General features: G+C 61.9%; 15 protein-coding genes. 3 read left to right on the top strand and 12 right to left on the bottom strand.

Annotation, left to right across the window (positions count from 1 at the left end; translation table 11 throughout):
* Nucleotides 1-180: 180 nt before the first annotated feature.
* Nucleotides 181-1,248, top strand: coding sequence for an HWE histidine kinase domain-containing protein (locus AC4CWH_RS18075; protein ID WP_491319788.1), 1,068 nt, complete (start codon nucleotides 181-183; stop codon nucleotides 1,246-1,248).
* A gap of 3 nt (nucleotides 1,249-1,251) precedes the next feature.
* Here the strand turns inward: AC4CWH_RS18075 and AC4CWH_RS18070 are convergent, their stop codons facing one another.
* The 4 genes from AC4CWH_RS18070 to AC4CWH_RS18055 form a co-directional block, all read right to left on the bottom strand.
* Nucleotides 1,252-2,184, bottom strand: coding sequence for an L-lactate dehydrogenase (locus tag AC4CWH_RS18070; protein ID WP_491319787.1), 933 nt, complete (start codon nucleotides 2,182-2,184; stop codon nucleotides 1,252-1,254).
* Nucleotides 2,185-2,277: 93 nt separating this feature from the next.
* Nucleotides 2,278-3,399: a mandelate racemase/muconate lactonizing enzyme family protein gene (locus AC4CWH_RS18065; protein ID WP_491319786.1), complete on the bottom strand. Its 1,122-nt coding sequence runs from the start codon at nucleotides 3,397-3,399 to the stop codon at nucleotides 2,278-2,280.
* Nucleotides 3,400-3,412: 13 nt separating this feature from the next.
* Nucleotides 3,413-4,906: an aldehyde dehydrogenase gene (locus tag AC4CWH_RS18060; RefSeq protein ID WP_491319785.1), complete on the bottom strand. Its 1,494-nt coding sequence runs from the start codon at nucleotides 4,904-4,906 to the stop codon at nucleotides 3,413-3,415.
* Nucleotides 4,906-6,051, bottom strand: coding sequence for an iron-containing alcohol dehydrogenase (locus tag AC4CWH_RS18055; RefSeq protein WP_491319784.1), 1,146 nt, complete (start codon nucleotides 6,049-6,051; stop codon nucleotides 4,906-4,908). Before AC4CWH_RS18055 ends, AC4CWH_RS18060 begins: the two co-directional genes overlap by 1 nt.
* Before the next feature lie 106 nt (nucleotides 6,052-6,157).
* Here AC4CWH_RS18055 and AC4CWH_RS18050 point away from each other — a divergent pair, with 106 nt between their 5' ends.
* Complete coding sequence (locus tag AC4CWH_RS18050) at nucleotides 6,158-7,096, top strand: LysR substrate-binding domain-containing protein (RefSeq protein ID WP_491319783.1); 939 nt, start codon at nucleotides 6,158-6,160, stop codon at nucleotides 7,094-7,096.
* A gap of 140 nt (nucleotides 7,097-7,236) precedes the next feature.
* Here the strand turns inward: AC4CWH_RS18050 and AC4CWH_RS18045 are convergent, their stop codons facing one another.
* The 8 genes from AC4CWH_RS18045 to AC4CWH_RS18010 all read right to left on the bottom strand — a co-directional run bounded on the left by AC4CWH_RS18045 (nucleotide 7,237) and on the right by AC4CWH_RS18010 (nucleotide 16,125).
* Nucleotides 7,237-7,644 carry a F0F1 ATP synthase subunit epsilon gene (locus AC4CWH_RS18045; protein ID WP_491283427.1) on the bottom strand — a complete coding sequence of 136 codons (408 nt, stop codon included), beginning with the start codon at nucleotides 7,642-7,644 and terminating at the stop codon, nucleotides 7,237-7,239.
* 72 nt (nucleotides 7,645-7,716) lie between these two features.
* Nucleotides 7,717-9,189, bottom strand: a complete 1,473-nt coding sequence (atpD, locus tag AC4CWH_RS18040) for a F0F1 ATP synthase subunit beta (protein ID WP_491283426.1) — start codon at nucleotides 9,187-9,189, stop codon at nucleotides 7,717-7,719.
* Between the two features lie 27 nt (nucleotides 9,190-9,216).
* Entirely contained in the window at nucleotides 9,217-10,092 is an 876-nt protein-coding gene (locus tag AC4CWH_RS18035) for a F0F1 ATP synthase subunit gamma (protein WP_491283425.1), read from the bottom strand.
* A 27-nt stretch (nucleotides 10,093-10,119) separates the two neighbouring features.
* Nucleotides 10,120-11,649: a F0F1 ATP synthase subunit alpha gene (gene atpA, locus AC4CWH_RS18030; protein WP_491283424.1), complete on the bottom strand. Its 1,530-nt coding sequence runs from the start codon at nucleotides 11,647-11,649 to the stop codon at nucleotides 10,120-10,122.
* Nucleotides 11,649-12,215 (bottom strand): F0F1 ATP synthase subunit delta, encoded by a 567-nt coding sequence (locus tag AC4CWH_RS18025; RefSeq protein WP_491321473.1) that lies wholly within the window; start codon nucleotides 12,213-12,215, stop codon nucleotides 11,649-11,651. Before AC4CWH_RS18025 ends, atpA begins: the two co-directional genes overlap by 1 nt.
* A 258-nt stretch (nucleotides 12,216-12,473) precedes the next feature.
* Nucleotides 12,474-12,857, bottom strand: a complete 384-nt coding sequence (locus AC4CWH_RS18020; protein WP_491319782.1) for an AGROH133_08824 family phage infection protein — start codon at nucleotides 12,855-12,857, stop codon at nucleotides 12,474-12,476.
* A gap of 81 nt (nucleotides 12,858-12,938) precedes the next feature.
* Complete coding sequence (locus AC4CWH_RS18015; protein ID WP_491319781.1) at nucleotides 12,939-15,158, bottom strand: primosomal protein N'; 2,220 nt, start codon at nucleotides 15,156-15,158, stop codon at nucleotides 12,939-12,941.
* Nucleotides 15,159-15,201: 43 nt separating this feature from the next.
* Nucleotides 15,202-16,125 (bottom strand): GNAT family N-acetyltransferase, encoded by a 924-nt coding sequence (locus AC4CWH_RS18010; protein WP_491319780.1) that lies wholly within the window; start codon nucleotides 16,123-16,125, stop codon nucleotides 15,202-15,204.
* Nucleotides 16,126-16,259: 134 nt separating this feature from the next.
* On the opposite strand from AC4CWH_RS18010, the gene AC4CWH_RS18005 reads away from it, so the two are divergent.
* On the top strand, nucleotides 16,260-17,195 hold the full coding sequence (locus AC4CWH_RS18005) for a tyrosine recombinase XerC (protein ID WP_491319779.1): 936 nt from the start codon (nucleotides 16,260-16,262) through the stop codon (nucleotides 17,193-17,195).
* The last annotated feature ends 50 nt before the right edge of the window (nucleotides 17,196-17,245 follow it).

Here is a 17,245-nt window from a genome sequence, read left to right as displayed (position 1 = left end):
GCCTCTGCATCCCTGTTGTGGTCAAGTGCAGAGGAAAAGGTCAACCGGTCTCGTGAGGTCGAAGTGGCTGAGTGATCAAAGCGTCGTCGGTGAAGTTGCCTCCGCAAAGCGGCGCCCTAGATGCAGCAGTAGGCGCAGAACGTCTCAGACTTACAATTAAGGGCAATGGTGGAAGGCAGCGTGGCGGCAGACGACATATTCTCATTCCTGCAAGGCGGCGGCCGCTCGGGCGAACTGGTGCGCAGCATCGACTGGGCATCCACGCCGCTTGGCCCCCTTCATGCCTGGCCGATTTCGCTGCGCACCATCGTTGCCTCCATTCTCAGCTCGGCATTTCCGGCAGCCATTGCCTGGGGGCCGCAGCTGATCACAATCTACAACGACCCTTTTCGCGCCATCCTTGGTGAGAAACCGGAAGCGATGGGACGGCCCTTTTCGGATGTCTGGTCGGAAGCCTGGGACACGATTGGTCCGATTGCCGCTGCCGCCCAGGGGGGAGAGGCAACCTATATCGAGGACTTTCCGCTGACGATTTCGCGCAAAGGGTATCCGGAAGACGCCTATTTCACCTTCTGCTACAGCCCCTTGCGCGACGATGAAGGACAGATTGCGGGCATGCTGGACACTGTGGTCGAAACAACCGATCGGGTCGCAATCGAGCGGCAAACCCGCCTGATGAATTCGGAGCTGCAGCACCGGATGAAGAACATGTTTGCGACCGTGAATTCGATCGTCAGCCAGACATTGCGGGCGGAGCGGCCTCTCGAGGAAATCCGTCCGCTGCTTCTGCAGCGGATTTCAGCCATCGCAAGCGCCCATGCCCTGCTGACCGAGACGGCAAAGGGTGATGTGCCCGTGCACCAGGTTCTGGATATCGGCCTTTCCGCCCACAGAACAGCCGTAGACCGCATCGGGATGTCTGGCCCCGCGGTGGTTCTGACGGAAAAACAGGCGCTTTCGCTGTCACTCGCCATCAACGAACTGGCGACCAATGCGATGAAATACGGCGCGCTTCGCGCGGATGGCGGCAAGGTGGCGATTGGCTGGAAAGGCGATGGCCAAGGCCCCTTCCACCTCACATGGCGCGAAACCGGTGGCCCGCCCGTTGCACCGCCCTCGCGCCGGGGTTTTGGCACGACGCTGATGGAGCGTGTCGTTCCCCATGATTTTGGCGGAACGGCAAAGCTCGACTATGACCCGGCAGGCCTGCGCTACGAACTTTCGACGGAGCGGCTACGCCACGGATGAGGATCAGAGACGGATCGAGCCGGTCTTTTCCTTGATGATGCCGGCGCTGCGGGCAAGAGCCTTGTGTTCCCCGTCATCGAGATCCGGGAAAAGATCCGCCAGCACGCCCGACGCGCCAATGACGCGCGGAAGCGAAAGCGCCACGTTCGCAATGCCTTCCACTTCAGGTGTTACCATCGACACCGAAAGCACCGCCCGCTGATCCAGCGCGATCGCCTTGACGATCCGCTGCAAGCCGGCACCGATGCCGTAATAGGTGGCACCCTTGCCCTCGATGATCCGATAGGCGGCATTGCGCACATTATCGTCGATGTCTGCACGGATGGCCCCGGTCAGCGGCTTGCCCACCTGCTGCGCAAACGAGGCGACCGAGACGGAACCGGCCAGCGCATTCGACCAGGTCAGCACTTCGCTGTCACCATGCTCACCCAGCACATAGGCATGCACCGATTGCGAGGAAATGTCGAGATGGCGCCCGAGCAGCGTGCGAAACCGCGCCGTATCCAGAATAGTGCCGGAACCGATGACGCGGCAAGGCGCAAGGCCGGAGAGGCGCGTGGCAATATCGGTCATGATATCGACGGGGTTGGAGGCAATGAGCAGGATTGCCTGCGGGGCAACCGAGAGCACCTCGCCGACAATGCTACGAAACACCTCGGCATTGCGCTCCAGCAGCGAAAGCCGGTCTTCACCGGGCTTCTGGCTGACACCGGCGGCCAGAATGACGACGCCTGCCCCTTCAAGCGCATCATAACCGCCGGCGCTGACCTTGGTGGCCGAATGAAACGGCGTGGCATGGGCAATATCTTCCGCCTGCGCCAATGCCAGCGCCCGGTTCATATCCACCAGCACCACTTCGCTTGCCGTGCCCGTCAGGGCCAGCGCATAACCTGCCGTGCTGCCGACCATGCCGGCGCCGATAATCCCGACTTTCATGCGCAACTCCTGTTCATTGCCAGCGCACCCTAGCGGCTGCATGGCAGGCTGGAATTGATTTAACGCACAAGCAGGCCGATCGTGACCGTGATCCTATCCGATACGCGTCGCGGCAAGCCGCTCCTCGTCCAATAGGATGCCGAGACCGGGCGTATCTCCCAGTTCCAGCCAGCCGTCGCGGTGATGGAGCGGTTCTGCCATCGGAAAATCGCGGCGGGCTTCGCTCCACTCCGGTTCGTCATAGGGATATTCGAGAAACGGCGCATCGCCGACGCCCGCCGTCAGATGCGCATTGGCTAACACGCCGATGCCATTGGTCCAGCTGTGGGGGGTGAAGGTGATGCCGGCCTCTCGCGCCTGATAGACCAGACGCCGACAGCCGGTAATGCCGCCAACCAGCGCCACATCCGGCTGGATGACGTCGAGCGCGCGCTCCTCGATCAACTGGCGAAAGTCGGTGAGTTCCCGGGTCATCTCGCCGCCGGCGAGGCGCACGGATGTGGCCTCCTTCAGCATCCGCATGCCCTTGACGTCGGCCCGGTGCAGCGGCTCCTCCATCCAGTAGATGTCGAGCTTTTCCAGCTCCCGCGCCACGGCAAGCGCATCCTTAAATGTCCAGGCAAGCGTGGTGTCCCAGGGCATGCGCCAACCCTGATTGCAGTCAACCATCAGCTCCAGCCGCTGGCCGACACGGGCGCGAATGGCTTCCAGCGCCTTCACATCATCCCGCCAGTTTTCGCGTCCGCCGGAGGATGCGCTGAACCGCACCTTCATGGCGGGAAAACCTTGCGCCAGATAATGTTCCGCCTGATCCGCCATGGCCGAGGGATCGCGCAGCACGCCGGAGGATGCGTAAAGCCGCACCCGGTCCGCCCGCCCGCCGAGCATACGCCAGACCGGCTCGCCGATGATCTTGCCCGACAGATCCCACAGCGCCAGATCAAGCGGCCAGCAGCGGCCATAGTGGAAGTTGATATGCGACAGCACCTCGTAGTGCCGCTCCAGATGACGCGGATCCTGGCCGATGAACAGGTCCTCGTGGCCCTCGAACCCCTTCATCAGGTCGCCGGAGCCAATCCCCTCGCGACCGTCCGTATCGCGCACCCGCACGATGGTGGCGTCGAAATGATGGCGCGGACGCCCGTCCCAGCTTGCCTTGAACGGGGGATCGAGCGGCAGGCGATGATGGCTGATCTCGATGGATGCGATCTTCATTGCGCGCCTCTCCTCAGCCGAACTGCTGCCAGATCGTCTTGAAATCGCAATATTTGTCGATGGCATGCACAGACCGGTCCCGCCCGAAGCCCGACTGCTTGAAGCCGCCGAAAGGGGTGGAGAAACTGGCCATGTCATAGGTGTTGATCCACACCGTGCCGGCATGAAGCGCCTCGGAAAACCGGTGGGCGCGGTTCATGTCGCGGGTAAACACAGCGCCCGCCAAGCCATAGATCGTGTCGTTGGCAATGGCGAGCGCTTCCTCCTCCGTCTCGAAGGAGATCGAGCACAGGACCGGCCCGAAAATCTCTTCACGGGCGATCGTCATGTCATTCGTCACGCCCTTCAAGACGCCGGGAGACACATAATAACCGCCGGTGTCCGACAGCGCCCGCTCGGCCCCGAAGACGCGGGAAGCGCCCTCCTTCTCGCCGGCAGCAATCATTGCCAGCACCTTGTCCATATGCGCCTCCTCGATCAGCGCGCCGATCTGGGCCGATGGATCGAAGGGATGGGCTAGAGCGATTTCGCGCCGCGTGACCTCGCGGATGCGCTCGATCAGGTCTGCTTCCACAGAGCGCTCGACGATGAGGCGCGTTGCGGCATGGCAGGTTTCGCCGGAATTGTAAAAACAGCCCCAGGCGGCGGCAGAAGCGGCAAGATCCAGATCCGCATCGGCGAACACCACCAGTGGCGACTTGCCGCCGAGTTCCAGCGCCACGCGCTTGACATTGGACTGCGCGGCATAGGTCATGATCAGCTTGCCGACTTCCGTCGAGCCGGTAAAGGCGATCATGTCCACATCCATGTGGCAGGCAAGCGGCTTGCCCGTCTCTTCGCCAAAGCCCGTGACGACATTGAACACGCCGGCTGGCAGTCCAGCCTCCACTGCCAGTTCCGCAAGCCGGAGCGCTGACAGCGAGGATTGTTCGGCCGGTTTCAGCACGACGGAATTTCCCGCCGCAATCGCCGGTCCGATCTTCCAGGCATCGATGATCATCGGATAATTCCAGGGCGTGATGGCGCCGATCACGCCGAGTGGCACCTTGCGCACCAGGGCCCGCGACATCGGCCCTGCCGGCGCGATCTCGTCATAGAGCTTGTCGATCATTTCCGCGTAAAACTGGATGCCATCGGCGCAGAGGCGAACATCGACATTCAGGGAGGCCAGCACCGGCTTGCCCACATCCAGCGTTTCAAGAAGCGCCAGTTCCTCGCCGTTTTTGCGAATGAGGTCGGCCCAGGCGAGCATGATCTTCTTCTTTTCGCCGGGATCCTTGCGGCGCCAGATGCCACTTGCAAAGGCTGTGCGTGCCGCCTGGACCGCCAGGTCGATATCGCGGTGGTCGCCGCGCGCAAGGCTTGCGCCCTCCCGGCCGTCCATCGGACGAACCCGGGTAAAGGTTCTGCCGGACATGGCGGGGCGAAAGCCACCGTCGATGAAGTGGCGCCCTTCCGGTGTCGTTCGGGCGTCAAGGGCTTCCCAATCGGGGCGGGTCCTGGTCATCACTGTGTCCTTCGAAGAGCCATCACGGCTTCGGCAAAGCGGTCAATATCGGTATCGGCCACCTCGCGGATGGTGGCACGCCGCATCGGCTGATTTTCCGGCGCCTTCATCTCGGCGGCAAGATCGGCGGCCATAAACCCGGCAAAGGCGGGCGGAAGCGCCCGCTCGATGCCGCAGCGATCCATCAGGTCCGACACGAAGGCCGGCAGGTCGCGCGGCTCCGCCAACCCACAGGCTGCAGCCGCGGCCTTGAGGTTCAGGGTGTCTGCCTCGACGAGCCACGGCAGCGTTGCCTCAAAGGCAAGCGCCGTCGCGAGGCCATGATGGATCGGCGCCAGTGCGGCAAGCGCATGGCTGATGTTGTGGGCGATGGCCGTTCCGCAATTGTCGATGGCGATGCCGGCATAACAGGAGCCGAGCAGCAGCTTTTCGCGCGCCGGCAGATTGACGGGCTCCTGCACCGCAGACACCAGCCCTTCGAGGATCAAACGCATGGCCTGGTGGGCATAGAGGGCGGCGCCGGCATGAGCGTTGCGGTTCGTGGAGGCTTCGAAGGCATGGATGAAGGCATCCATGCCGCACCACGCCGTCAACGGCGGCGGCAGCGTCAGGGTCAGCTGCGGATCGAGGATCACCTGATCCGCCTTGGTCTGTGGTCCCCAGATCCAGAGTTTTTTGCCCAGCTCACCGGTGAAAATCGTGGTGGCGGAGGTTTCCGACCCGGTGCCGGCGGTGGTCGGCACGAGGATCTTCTTCAACGGTTTCTGAGGCAAGGGATTGGCGGCCAGCGCGTAATGCAAAGGGTCCTTGCCCGAGGCCGCGCAGCACGCCGTAATCTTGGCAATATCGAGGGCGGAACCGCCGCCGATCCCGATCACCAGCTGGCAGCCCTCGGCAGCAGCAATCGCTGCCCGCAGATGCGATAGCTTGGGCTCGCCAGAAAACTGCGCAAAGATTCGCGCGCGAATGCCAACGGCGGCAAGATCCGCCGTTAGCCCCTCGGCAAGTCCGCTGGAAGCCAGAAACCCGTCCAGAACGAGGACCGCCCGCGCGACGCCGCCGAACGCCTTTGCAAGCCCGGCCACCTCCCCGACACTGCCGGGGCCAAAATGAATGTCGGGGATGGAGGAGGTTGAGAAGCGCATCCGCAAGATCGTCCCGTTTCAATCACGGCACTCTGCATCACAAGGTCAGTTCTTCAAATCCTGGGAAATATCGGGCATATTGATGACTTCAGATCATGGAGCGTCGATGCTGGACAAAATTCCGCTGGAAGCCTTTCGCGTCTTCGATGCCGCCTGCCGCCATATGAATTTTTCAAGCGCCGGACGCGAACTGCATGTCACTCAGGCCGCCGTCAGCCGCCGCATACAGGGGCTGGAGGACCAGCTTGGCGCCCAGCTCTTTACGAGACGCGGCCGCAATCTGGCGCTGACGCCGCACGGGCAGCGGCTGGCGCAACGGGTGCGCGCGACGCTGGACTATCTCGATGAAAGCCTTGAGCCGTTCCGGGGCGGCGCAAGCGAGATCATCTCGATTTCCGCCAGCGGGTCTGTTTCCCATCTGTGGCTGGCAAAAAGGCTGAGGGAGTTTTCCCATGCAAGCCCTGCGCTCTCCGTGCGCCTGCTCTCCACGGATGCGCCGCTGGAACTGGCGTCGGAAGCCAATGACCTCGTCATCCTCTACGCGAATGGTGATCATCCGCGCTGGAACCTGACGCTGCTGATGCCCGAAGTGCTGATGCCCGTTGCAGCGCCCGACTATCTTTCCCGACGCGCAATTGACCCGCTACACCTGTCCACCTGCGACATCGCAACGCTCGATCTCATTGACTACGAGCGTTTCAACGCCAACTGGATCTCGTTTCGGCAATGGTTTGCCCGGCTCGGCCAACCAGCGCCCATGCGGGTAAAGCCGCGTCTCTCGTTCTCGACCTATTCCATGGCCGTGGATGCCGCCGTGCGCGGCGAAGGCGTTACGCTCGGAAGCCTTGGACTGATTGGCGAGGAACTGAATTCCGGAGCGTTGGTAACGCTGGGCAGTGATCGGCTGGAAACGGGGTATGGCTATTATCTCGGCATGCCGCGCTACCGGGCGCTCGCGCCCTCTGCGCTGCAATTGCACCAGCACCTTCTTTCCGCCATCCCCTCACCGGAAACGGGCTACAGTCCCTCCGGTCCGCCGGCATAGACCCTGCCTCGGATGCCGCATGAAACAGTTGCCTGCCGCGCGAGCGGGCGCAATGTCATGTGGACCAGGTCTATCGTTTGGACATACGAAAAAGGCGGCCGTGGAGGCCGCCTTGGAAGTTCGAAACACGCAACCTGCGATCAGTTCGGATGAACCTTGTTGTGCAGGTGGGTCATGTCGGCCAGCATGTGCTCGAAGCGCGTGCGATGTTCGTCGGTCGGCGCACCGGATATATCGGCGCGAAGCGCCTCGATGCGGCTTTCGAACAGGCTGCGGTCGGCTTCGGCCTGCGGCACGGCGGATTCGGCCAGGAGCGTGCAGCCGGTTGGCGTGATATCGGCAAAACCGCCGAAGACCACGTATTTGTGAACCTGACCCGAAGCGGCCTTCACCGTCACAACGCCGGCCTTGATCGTCGTCATGGTCGGGGCATGCTTGGCAAGCACGGTCATTTCACCCAGCGTTGCCGGAATGATAACTTCCGTCACCTGTTCGGAAACGAGCAGACGCTCGGGCGAAACCAGTTCAAATTTGAAAGCGTCGGCCATGACGGTCCACTTCTTCAAGGCGTTATGCGGTAAGGAACGGCGCGCGGGAGCCCGCCGTCCTGTCGATCATGATTAAGCGGCAGCAGCCAGCTTCTTTGCCTTTTCCATGGCTTCCTCGATGGAGCCAACCATGTAGAAAGCAGCTTCCGGCAGGTGGTCGTAATCGCCGTTGACCAGGCCCTTGAAGCCCTTGATCGTGTCTTCCAGCGAAACCAGCTTGCCCGGCGAACCGGTGAAGATTTCAGCCACGTGGAAGGGCTGCGACAGGAAGCGCTCGATCTTGCGGGCGCGGGCAACCGTCTGCTTGTCTTCTTCCGACAGTTCATCCATGCCGAGGATGGCGATGATGTCCTGAAGCGACTTGTAGCGCTGCAGCGTCGACTGAACCTTACGGGCCACTTCGTAATGTTCTTCACCGATAACCATCGGGTCGAGCATGCGCGAGGTGGAGTCGAGCGGGTCAACGGCCGGGTAGATACCCTTTTCCGCGATCGAACGCGACAGAACCGTCGTTGCGTCCAAGTGGGCGAACGAGGTTGCCGGAGCCGGGTCGGTCAAGTCGTCGGCGGGCACGTAAATGGCCTGAACCGAGGTGATCGAACCCTTGTGGGTGGTGGTGATGCGTTCCTGCAGGGCACCCATGTCGGTGGCAAGCGTCGGCTGATAACCAACGGCCGACGGGATACGGCCGAGAAGTGCCGACACTTCAGAACCGGCCTGCGTGAAGCGGAAGATGTTGTCGACGAAGAACAGAACGTCCTGGCCCTTGTCGCGGAAGTCTTCAGCAATCGTCAGACCCGTCAGAGCGACGCGAGCACGGGCACCCGGAGGCTCGTTCATCTGGCCGTACACGAGGGCGCACTTGGAACCGGCAGCCGAACCACCGTTTTCATGCGGATCGACGTTGACCTTGGACTCGATCATTTCGTGATAGAGGTCGTTGCCTTCGCGGGTCCGTTCACCCACGCCTGCAAACACGGAGTAACCGCCGTGCGCCTTTGCCACGTTGTTGATCAGTTCCATGATGAGAACCGTCTTGCCAACGCCGGCGCCGCCGAACAGGCCGATCTTGCCGCCCTTTGCGTAAGGTGCGAGCAGGTCGACGACCTTGATGCCGGTGACGAGGATCTGCGATTCCGTTGCCTGATCGACATATTCCGGAGCCGGCTGGTGGATGCCGCGACGGGCTTCCGTCGGGATCGGGCCGAGTTCGTCCACCGGCTCGCCGATGACGTTGATGATGCGGCCAAGCGTTGCGTCCCCAACCGGAACCGAGATCGGCGCGCCGGTGTTGACCACCTTCTGACCGCGAACCAGACCTTCGGTCGAGTCCATGGCAATGGTGCGCACGACGCTTTCGCCGAGATGCTGGGCCACTTCGAGAACGAGGCGGTTGCCGTTGTTGTCGGTTTCCAGCGCGTTCAGGATCGAGGGCAGTTCGCCGTCGAAGGCGACGTCAACCACGGCGCCGATGACCTGCGTAACGCGGCCGACGGACGTGCTCGTGGACGTCGTGGAGGTATTCAGGGTCGCTGCTCTAGCCATGTTGTCTTACCCTTCTTTCTTGGGCATTCAGAGCGCTTCAGCGCCCGAAATGATTTCGATAAGTTCCTTCGTGATCTGCGCCTGACGCTGGCGGTTGTAGGACAGCGTCAACTTGTTGATCATGTCACCGGCATTGCGCGTTGCGCTGTCCATTGCGGACATCTGCGCGCCGTAGAAGGAAGCGTTGTTTTCCAGCAATGCGCGGAAGATCTGTACCGCGACATTGCGCGGCAGAAGGTCTTCCAGGATTTCCTGTTCGCTCGGCTCATATTCGTAAAGTGCGGCAGTTGCCGGCACTTCCGTTTCGGCAAACTTCGCCGGAATGATCTGCTGGGCCGTTGCGACCTGCGAGATCACCGAGGCAAACCGCGCATAGAACAGTGTTGCGATGTCGAACTCGCCAGCCTCGTAGAGAGACAGGACACGCTGCGCAACGTCGCTGGCATTGGCAAAGCCAAGCTGCTTGACTTCGCGGAACGTCACGTAATCGATGATGTTCTCGCGGAAGGTGCGGCGCAGAACGTCGTTGCCCTTACGGCCGACGGTCAGGATCTTGACGGTCTTGCCTTCGGCCAGAAGCTTCAGCGCATGGTCGCGGGCAAGGCGGACGATGGAGGAGTTGAAGCCCCCGGCCAGTCCGCGTTCGCCCGTTGCGACGATGAGAAGGTGCGTCTTGTCACGACCCGTGCCGGACAGCAGGAGGGGAGCCTCCGGGCTGTCCTTGTAGACGGCACTGAGGCCGGCCAGAACGCGATCCATCCGTTCTGCGTAGGGGCGAGCGGCTTCCGCTGCCTCCTGCGCACGGCGCAGCTTCGCCGCGGCGACCATTTTCATCGCCTTGGTGATCTTCTGCGTCGCCTTGACGGAGGCGATCCGGTTCTTCAGATCCTTAAGTGAAGGCATCCGTTATCGGTCCTTGAGCTTTTCCGTTCAGGCGAAAGACTTCGAGAAGGTCTCCAGCGCAGCCTTCAGCTTGGCGCGGGTATCGTCGGATACCTGCTTTTCCGTGCGGATGGCATCCAGCACGGCCTTGCCGTCGTTGCGAAGATAGCTGAGCATGCCCTGCTCGAACTTGCCGACCTGGGCAACCGGGATCTTGTCCAGGTAACCGTTGACGCCAGCGAAGATCACAGCAACCTGCTCTTCCGTCTTCAGCGGCGAGAACTGCGGCTGCTTCAGGAGTTCAGTCAGGCGTGCGCCGCGGTTCAGGAGGCGCTGCGTCGAGGCATCGAGGTCGGAGCCGAACTGTGCGAAGGCCGCCATTTCGCGATACTGCGCAAGCTCACCCTTGATGGAGCCGGCAACCTGCTTCATGGCCTTGATCTGGGCAGCCGAACCAACGCGCGAAACCGAGAGACCCACGTTCACGGCCGGGCGGATGCCCTGGTAGAACAGGTCGGTTTCGAGGAAGATCTGGCCGTCGGTGATCGAGATCACGTTGGTCGGAATGAAGGCCGACACGTCGTTGCCCTGGGTTTCGATAACAGGCAGAGCCGTCAGCGAACCAGCACCGGCAGCGTCGCCCATCTTGGCGGCGCGCTCGAGAAGACGCGAATGCAGATAGAAAACGTCGCCCGGATAGGCTTCGCGGCCCGGCGGGCGGCGCAGCAGAAGCGACATCTGGCGATAGGCAACGGCCTGCTTGGACAGGTCGTCATACGCGATCAGCGCGTGCTGGCCGTTGTCGCGGAAATATTCGCCCATGGCGCAACCGGCAAACGGAGCCAGATACTGCATCGGGGCCGGATCGGATGCGGTTGCCGCAACGACGATCGAGTACTGCAGGGCGCCGCGCTCTTCCAGAACCTTGACGAACTGGGCAACGGTGGAGCGCTTCTGGCCGATAGCAACGTAGACGCAGAACAGCTTGTCGCTGTCAGGGCCATTGTCGTGGATCGGCTTCTGATTGAGGAAGGTGTCGAGAATGATGGCGGTCTTGCCGGTCTGGCGGTCACCGATCACAAGCTCGCGCTGGCCGCGGCCAACCGGGATCAGGGCGTCGATTGCCTTGATGCCCGTGGACATCGGCTCATGCACGCCCTTGCGCGGAATGATGCCGGGAGCCTTGACGTCGACGCGCGAACGGCGCGACGTGTTGATCGGGCCCTTGCCGTCGATCGGGTTGCCGAGCGCGTCAACGACGCGGCCGAGCAGTTCCGGACCAACCGGGACTTCAACGATGGCGCCGGTGCGCTTGACGACGTCGCCTTCCTTGATGTCACGGTCGGAGCCGAAGATAACCACGCCGACATTGTCGGATTCGAGGTTCAGCGCCATACCGCGGATGCCACCGGGGAACTCGACCATTTCGCCCGCCTGGACGTTGTCGAGACCGTAGACGCGGGCAATACCGTCACCGACGGACAGAACCTGACCAACTTCGGAGACCTCAGCCTCCTGGCCGAAGTTCTTGATTTGATCTTTCAGAATTGCGGAAATTTCCGCGGCGCGGATGTCCATCAGCCAACCTCTTTCAGTGCAAGCTTAAGGGTGGAAAGTTTGGTGCGAAGAGACGTATCGATCTGACGCGAGCCGATCTTGACGATCAGGCCACCGAGGATCGAAGGGTCGACAGTCACGTCCAAGAGGACGTCCTTGCCGCTCACGCCCTTCAGCGCCGACTTAAGTTCTTGTTCCTGCGCCTGAGACAGCGCATGGGCCGAAACGACTTCGGCAGTAACCTCGCCGCGATGGCGAGCAAAGATGGCACGGAACGAGCGAATGATGCCCGGCAGTGCGAAAAGCCGGCGGTTGCCCGCAACGACCTTCAGAAAGTTTGCAACGAGACCCTGGATGCCAGCCTTTGCAGCGAGCGCCGAGACCGCACGGCTCTGCTCTTCAGCCGAAAAGACCGGGCTTGCCATCAACCTTTTCAGGTCATCACTTTCCTCGATCATTGCCTGAAAACGGTCAAGATCTGAGCGCACCTGCTCGACCGAGCCGGTCTCCAGCGCAAGCTCGAACAGCGAGCTGGCGTAGCGATAAGCCATGCCGGAAGTCTGCTGGGATGTGTCTGCCACGGGCACAATTTCCCTGATTATCATCCAAGTGTCCGGCCTGTTTTCGGAGTTCAGACAAACGCTTGAATTTGCTTCTTTTTCTCATTTCGACCGGAGGAGCCCTCCAGCCTTTTTCCGAAATTCGGGGTTCGTCTAGCATAGGACGTTGGGACTCGCAACACGCGTGACGGCGGAAAGAGCCTTCTCTGCAAGGGCTTGAACCGATTTTATGTCAACTTGCGTGCGATTGTCTTCAATACACCCTGCCTTGCCCATTTTACGGGTCTAGAAGTAACCCAGCACATAGCCGAGCGGCAGCACCGAAACCACAACCTGAAGCAGCAGAAGGCCGGTGCTACGAAGCGTCAAACCACGGTCAGCGATCATCGAAACCAGCCGCCCGAAAGCACCCATGGCAGCAGACACGCCGAGCGCCAGATAGGTCCAGTCCTGCGCCAGAAAGATCGCGATCACACCAAGCCCGAGATAGAGGCCGCCGGTGGAGCGCACCGCGCCATACCCTTCCGGCGTGACCTCGCCGATGGCAAAACCGGAGAGCCTGAGTGCAGCGGCCGGCAGGACCAGGATGAACAGGCCGGCCAGCGCCGAGAGCGCCGCGCCCAAAAATGCAAGCTGCTCTGGCAGTTCGGTCGGGAAGTAGAGTTCCATTCTGGGCTCCTGATTCGGATATTCTCTTGAAAGGTCGGTCGCCATACCAGCGGGCGGTCATTTTTCAAAGGTCGGTCCCGGTCAGAGAAAACTCTGCGGGTCGATATCGAGCTGCACATGCACGCTGCCGCGCACTTTCGGGCCATTGGCCAGCATCTGGCGCAGATAGGCCTGCATGTCGCTGTTGCGCCGGCCGTGAACCAGAAGACGGAACCGGTGGCGGCCGCGCACCAGCGCCAGCGGCGCTTCAGCCGGCCCCAGAACGGCAATGCCTGAAACCTTGGGAGCTGCGGCCCGCAGGCCCCGTGCGTGGCCTTCCGCATCGGCTCTTGCATCGGCCGATACGATGATGGAGGCAAGACGCCCGAAAGGCGGCAAAAGCGCCTTTTCGCGCTCGCCGATCTCGCGCTCATAAAAGGCGGAAGGATCGCCGGAAACGATGGCCTGCATCACCGGATGCTGCGGCTGGTAGGTTTGCAAAAGTCCGTGGCTTTTCAAGCCGGTACGCCCGGCACGGCCGGTCACCTGGCTGAGCAGCTGAAAGGTGCGTTCGGCAGCCCTTGGATCACCATTGGCAAGGCCGAGATCAGCGTCGACAATGCCGACCAGCGTCATCAGCGGAAAGTTATGGCCCTTGGCCACCAGCTGCGTGCCGATGACGATATCCGCCTCGCCCTTGGCAATGGCCTCCAGCTCCAGCCTCAGCCGCTTGACGCCGCCCAGAAGGTCCGAGGACATGACGATGGTGCGGGCATCGGGGAAATGCTTTTCCACCTCTTCGGCAATCCGCTCCACACCCGGGCCGCAGGCGACGAGATGATCGAACGTGCCGCATTCCGGGCAGGCTTCCGGCGTCTTTTCCGCATAACCACACTGGTGGCACTGGATCTGCCCCTTGAAGCGATGTTCCACCAGCCAGCTTGAGCACTGCGGGCATTGGAAACGATGACCGCAGACGCGACACAGCGTCAGCGGCGCATAACCACGACGGTTGAGGAAAAGCAGCGCCTGATGGCCATTTTCGACGGTCTTCTTCACCGCCCGCAGCAAGACAGGCGACAGGAAGCCGCCACGGTCCGGTGGATGCCGGCGCATATCGACCAGATGAAGGTCCGGCATCGCCGCTTCACCGAAGCGGGTCGGCAGATGCACCATGTGATAGCGGCCGCTCTGGCCGTTGACCTGGCTTTCGACTGAAGGCGTCGCAGAGACCAGAACCACCGGGAAATCGCCGATGCGCCCGCGCACGACCGCCATGTCGCGGGCATTGTAAAAGACCCGGTCCTCCTGCTTGTAGGCGGGATCATGCTCTTCATCGACCACGATGAGGCCAAGTTCCTCAAACGGCAGAAACAGCGCCGAGCGGGCGCCGGCGACAACGCGCACCTCCCCCGTCACCACGCCCCGCCAGACTTTTTCGCGCAGGCGCGGCGACAGATCCGAATGCCAGTCGGCAGGCTTTGCACCAAACCGGTCCTGGAAACGTTCAAGAAAACTCGCGGTCAACGCGATTTCCGGCAACAGGATCAGCACCTGACGGCCCTTGCGCAGCGCCTCGGCAATCGCCTCGAAATACACCTCCGTCTTGCCTGACCCCGTAACGCCATCGATGAGGGAGGCGGAAAAACCGCCGGCCTGCATGTTCTCGACGACTTCCGAGGCGGCCTGCTTTTGCGGACCTTCGATGCGCGGTTCGACGTAATCGGGATCCGGCAGCGCCACCACCGGCGGCGGCGGTAAAAACACGGTGTCGAACAGGCCCTGCTTCACCAGCCCGTCGATGACGCTTGCGGAAACGCCCGCCGCATGGGCAAGGCCGCTACGTGTCCATGGCATTTCATCGCGGGTCAGGTCCAGCACGCGGGCGCGCGCCGGCGTCAACCGTTCCGGCTCACCGCCCCGGTAGCGCAGAGCCTCCACCATGGGTTCGGGATCGAGCGCTGCCGGCGCCCTGACGGCCATGCGCGCCACAAGCCCCGGCGGCGACAGGGTGTAGGCAGAAACCCAGTCGATGAAGGCGCGCATTTCGCGCGTCAGCGGCGGGCAATCGAAGGCAAGCGTGATCGGCCGCAGCTTCTTCGGATCGAGCCGCACGTCATCGGTGCCATCCCAGACCACGCCGATGACCTGTCGGGGGCCAAGCGGTACCTGCACCACGGAACCCGGCTCCACCGCCATGCCTTCAGGCACGGCATAGCTATAGGCTTCCGGCACCGGCAAGGGCACCAGAACCGGCACAACACGGTTCACCTTCTGCGCATCAAAGAGGGCGCCGAAGAGATCGGACGAATCTTTTCCCATGGCGCGGGACCATGCCTCGGCGCGGAACAAAAGGGAACCGAAATCAGGCCGCGACGACGACCTGCCCCGGCGAAACGAAGCGGGCGTCCGGATTGGCGGCGAGTTCGAACACGGAATGTCGCTCCAGCGCCTTCGTCACTTCGACCGGATCCCCCTCCAGTTCATCCGGCTGGATCATCTGGCCGATGGTGAAATCGAAGAGATCGCCCTTCTTGTTCAAAAGCTCGTAGAACACCGTCATGTCGCGCAGTTCGGTGGACCATTTGGCAAACCAGTAGAACAGGCCGGAATTGCGCGCCTTCATATGCATCGGCAGGATCGGCAGGTTGTATTTGCGCGCAAGGCTGACGGCCGACATCTTCCACGGGCGCTCGTTGAGACGGCCATTGTCCCAATAGGCAATGCGCCCGGAGGGAAACAGCACCGTGACCTTGCCCTCTTCCACCGCATGATTGGTGAGTTTCAGCGTTTCGCGGGCCTTGAGCTTCGTCTTGTGCTCCTCGCGCCATTCGACCGGGATGATCATCTCGGAAAACCGCGGATTGACCCGCACCGCATCGCGATTGGCAAAAAACATCATGTCCGGCCGGCGGTCTTTGAGAAGATCGAAGACGGCGACGCCATCGGCAATACCGGTCGGGTGGTTGCTGACCAGAATGAAGCCGCCCGAGGACGGTATCCGCTCGCCATTGTGGACGCGGATATCCAGATGCAGCATTCTGCTCAGATATTCAAACGACTGGAAGCCGGACAGGCTTTCGATATCGTTGGCAAAACGGATGGCGCGGCTGTAGCGCAAGAGGCTGTAGAGGAAAGGCCGCATGACCGGCCAGAGTGGATGCCGGACGAGGCGGGTACCGCGCTCGGCAATCAGAGTGTCCACGATATGACCGGGCTGGCCTTGCGACACGAGAGCGATCGCTTCGGCAAACTGCCCCAGGGCAGACGTGGAATGACGAGGTTGCATAGGCACTCCCTGAAGAACACATGCATTTTATCGCAGCCCTTGATGATCGAACTGTGACATCGAGAAGCCTTAGTGAATTGGTAACGCTCCATGCGCAATGTGGATCGCATCCTGTCAAAATCAACGGATACGCTGTGAACGAGATCCTGATCCTGGCGAGCCCAGAGCTTCTGGAAATGCGGCGTCAATGGCTGCAAAGCCTTGAAACCGAACGACGATTGGCCGCCAATACATTGGAAGCCTATGAACGGGACACACGTCAGTTCCTTGCCTTTCTCACAGGTCATCTCGGCGGACCGGCCACAATTTCCGACATCCATACGCTGCGAACGGCCGATCTGCGGTCGTTCCTGGCCAAACGCCGGCGCGAGGGATCGGGTGCGCGCTCGCTCGGCCGGCATCTCGCCGGCCTTCGCTCTTTCCTGCGGCACCTCGAGCGCAAGGGGCTGGTGAATGCGGCAGCAGCCGGTGCGATCCGCGCACCGCGGCAGCCGAAATCGCTGCCGAAACCGCTCTCCGATCGTCAGGCGCTGGATGTGGTGAGCGCCGAGGCGCAACTCAACGAAGAGCCGTGGATCGCCGCGCGCGATGCCGCCGTGCTGACGCTTCTTTATGGCTGCGGCCTTCGCATTTCCGAAGCGCTGGACCTGACGCCTGCCGACATTCCCGAAGGCGCGACATCGCTTCGGGTGACGGGCAAGGGCGGCAAGACGCGGATGGTGCCGCTGTTGCCCATCGTGCCGCAGGTGATCGAGACCTATCGCAAGCTCTGCCCCTACGCGCTTTCCAGCGATCAGCCGCTGTTTCGCGGCGCGCGCGGCGGAAAACTCAACCCCGGCATCATTCAGCGCGAGATGCAAAAACTGCGGGGCGCGCTCGGGCTGCCCGATAGCGCCACGCCGCATGCGCTTCGCCATTCCTTTGCCACGCATCTCCTGTCCGGTGGCGGTGACCTGCGCTCGATCCAGGAACTGCTCGGCCATGCCAGCCTTTCCACCACGCAGGTCTATACCGGCGTCGATCAGGCGCGCCTGCTCGAGGTTTATGACCGCGCCCATCCACGTGCCTGACCGCTTCGCCATGCCAGCCAAGACCAGTGTCACGCCAGCTCCTCGTAAAG

Source organism: Neorhizobium sp. PAMB6716 (genome assembly GCF_058242805.1).
This window is presented reverse-complemented; position numbering and strand designations above follow the sequence as displayed.

Bases quoted from the DNA above. Each gene is read 5' to 3' on its own strand.
- AC4CWH_RS18070 (WP_491319787.1), bottom strand. From the start codon at position 2,184: ATGAAAGTCGGGATTATCGGCGCCGGCATGGTCGGCAGCACGGCAGGT.
- AC4CWH_RS18045 (WP_491283427.1), bottom strand. From the start codon at position 7,644: ATGGCCGACGCTTTCAAATTTGAACTGGTTTCGCCCGAGCGTCTGCTC.
- AC4CWH_RS18020 (WP_491319782.1), bottom strand. From the start codon at position 12,857: ATGGAACTCTACTTCCCGACCGAACTGCCAGAGCAGCTTGCATTTTTG.
- atpD (WP_491283426.1), bottom strand. From the start codon at position 9,189: ATGGCTAGAGCAGCGACCCTGAATACCTCCACGACGTCCACGAGCACG.
- AC4CWH_RS18015 (WP_491319781.1), bottom strand. From the start codon at position 15,158: ATGGGAAAAGATTCGTCCGATCTCTTCGGCGCCCTCTTTGATGCGCAG.
- AC4CWH_RS18035 (WP_491283425.1), bottom strand. From the start codon at position 10,092: ATGCCTTCACTTAAGGATCTGAAGAACCGGATCGCCTCCGTCAAGGCG.
- atpA (WP_491283424.1), bottom strand. From the start codon at position 11,649: ATGGACATCCGCGCCGCGGAAATTTCCGCAATTCTGAAAGATCAAATC.
- AC4CWH_RS18060 (WP_491319785.1), bottom strand. From the start codon at position 4,906: ATGACCAGGACCCGCCCCGATTGGGAAGCCCTTGACGCCCGAACGACA.
- AC4CWH_RS18055 (WP_491319784.1), bottom strand. From the start codon at position 6,051: ATGCGCTTCTCAACCTCCTCCATCCCCGACATTCATTTTGGCCCCGGC.
- AC4CWH_RS18010 (WP_491319780.1), bottom strand. From the start codon at position 16,125: ATGCAACCTCGTCATTCCACGTCTGCCCTGGGGCAGTTTGCCGAAGCG.
- AC4CWH_RS18065 (WP_491319786.1), bottom strand. From the start codon at position 3,399: ATGAAGATCGCATCCATCGAGATCAGCCATCATCGCCTGCCGCTCGAT.
- AC4CWH_RS18050 (WP_491319783.1), top strand. From the start codon at position 6,158: ATGCTGGACAAAATTCCGCTGGAAGCCTTTCGCGTCTTCGATGCCGCC.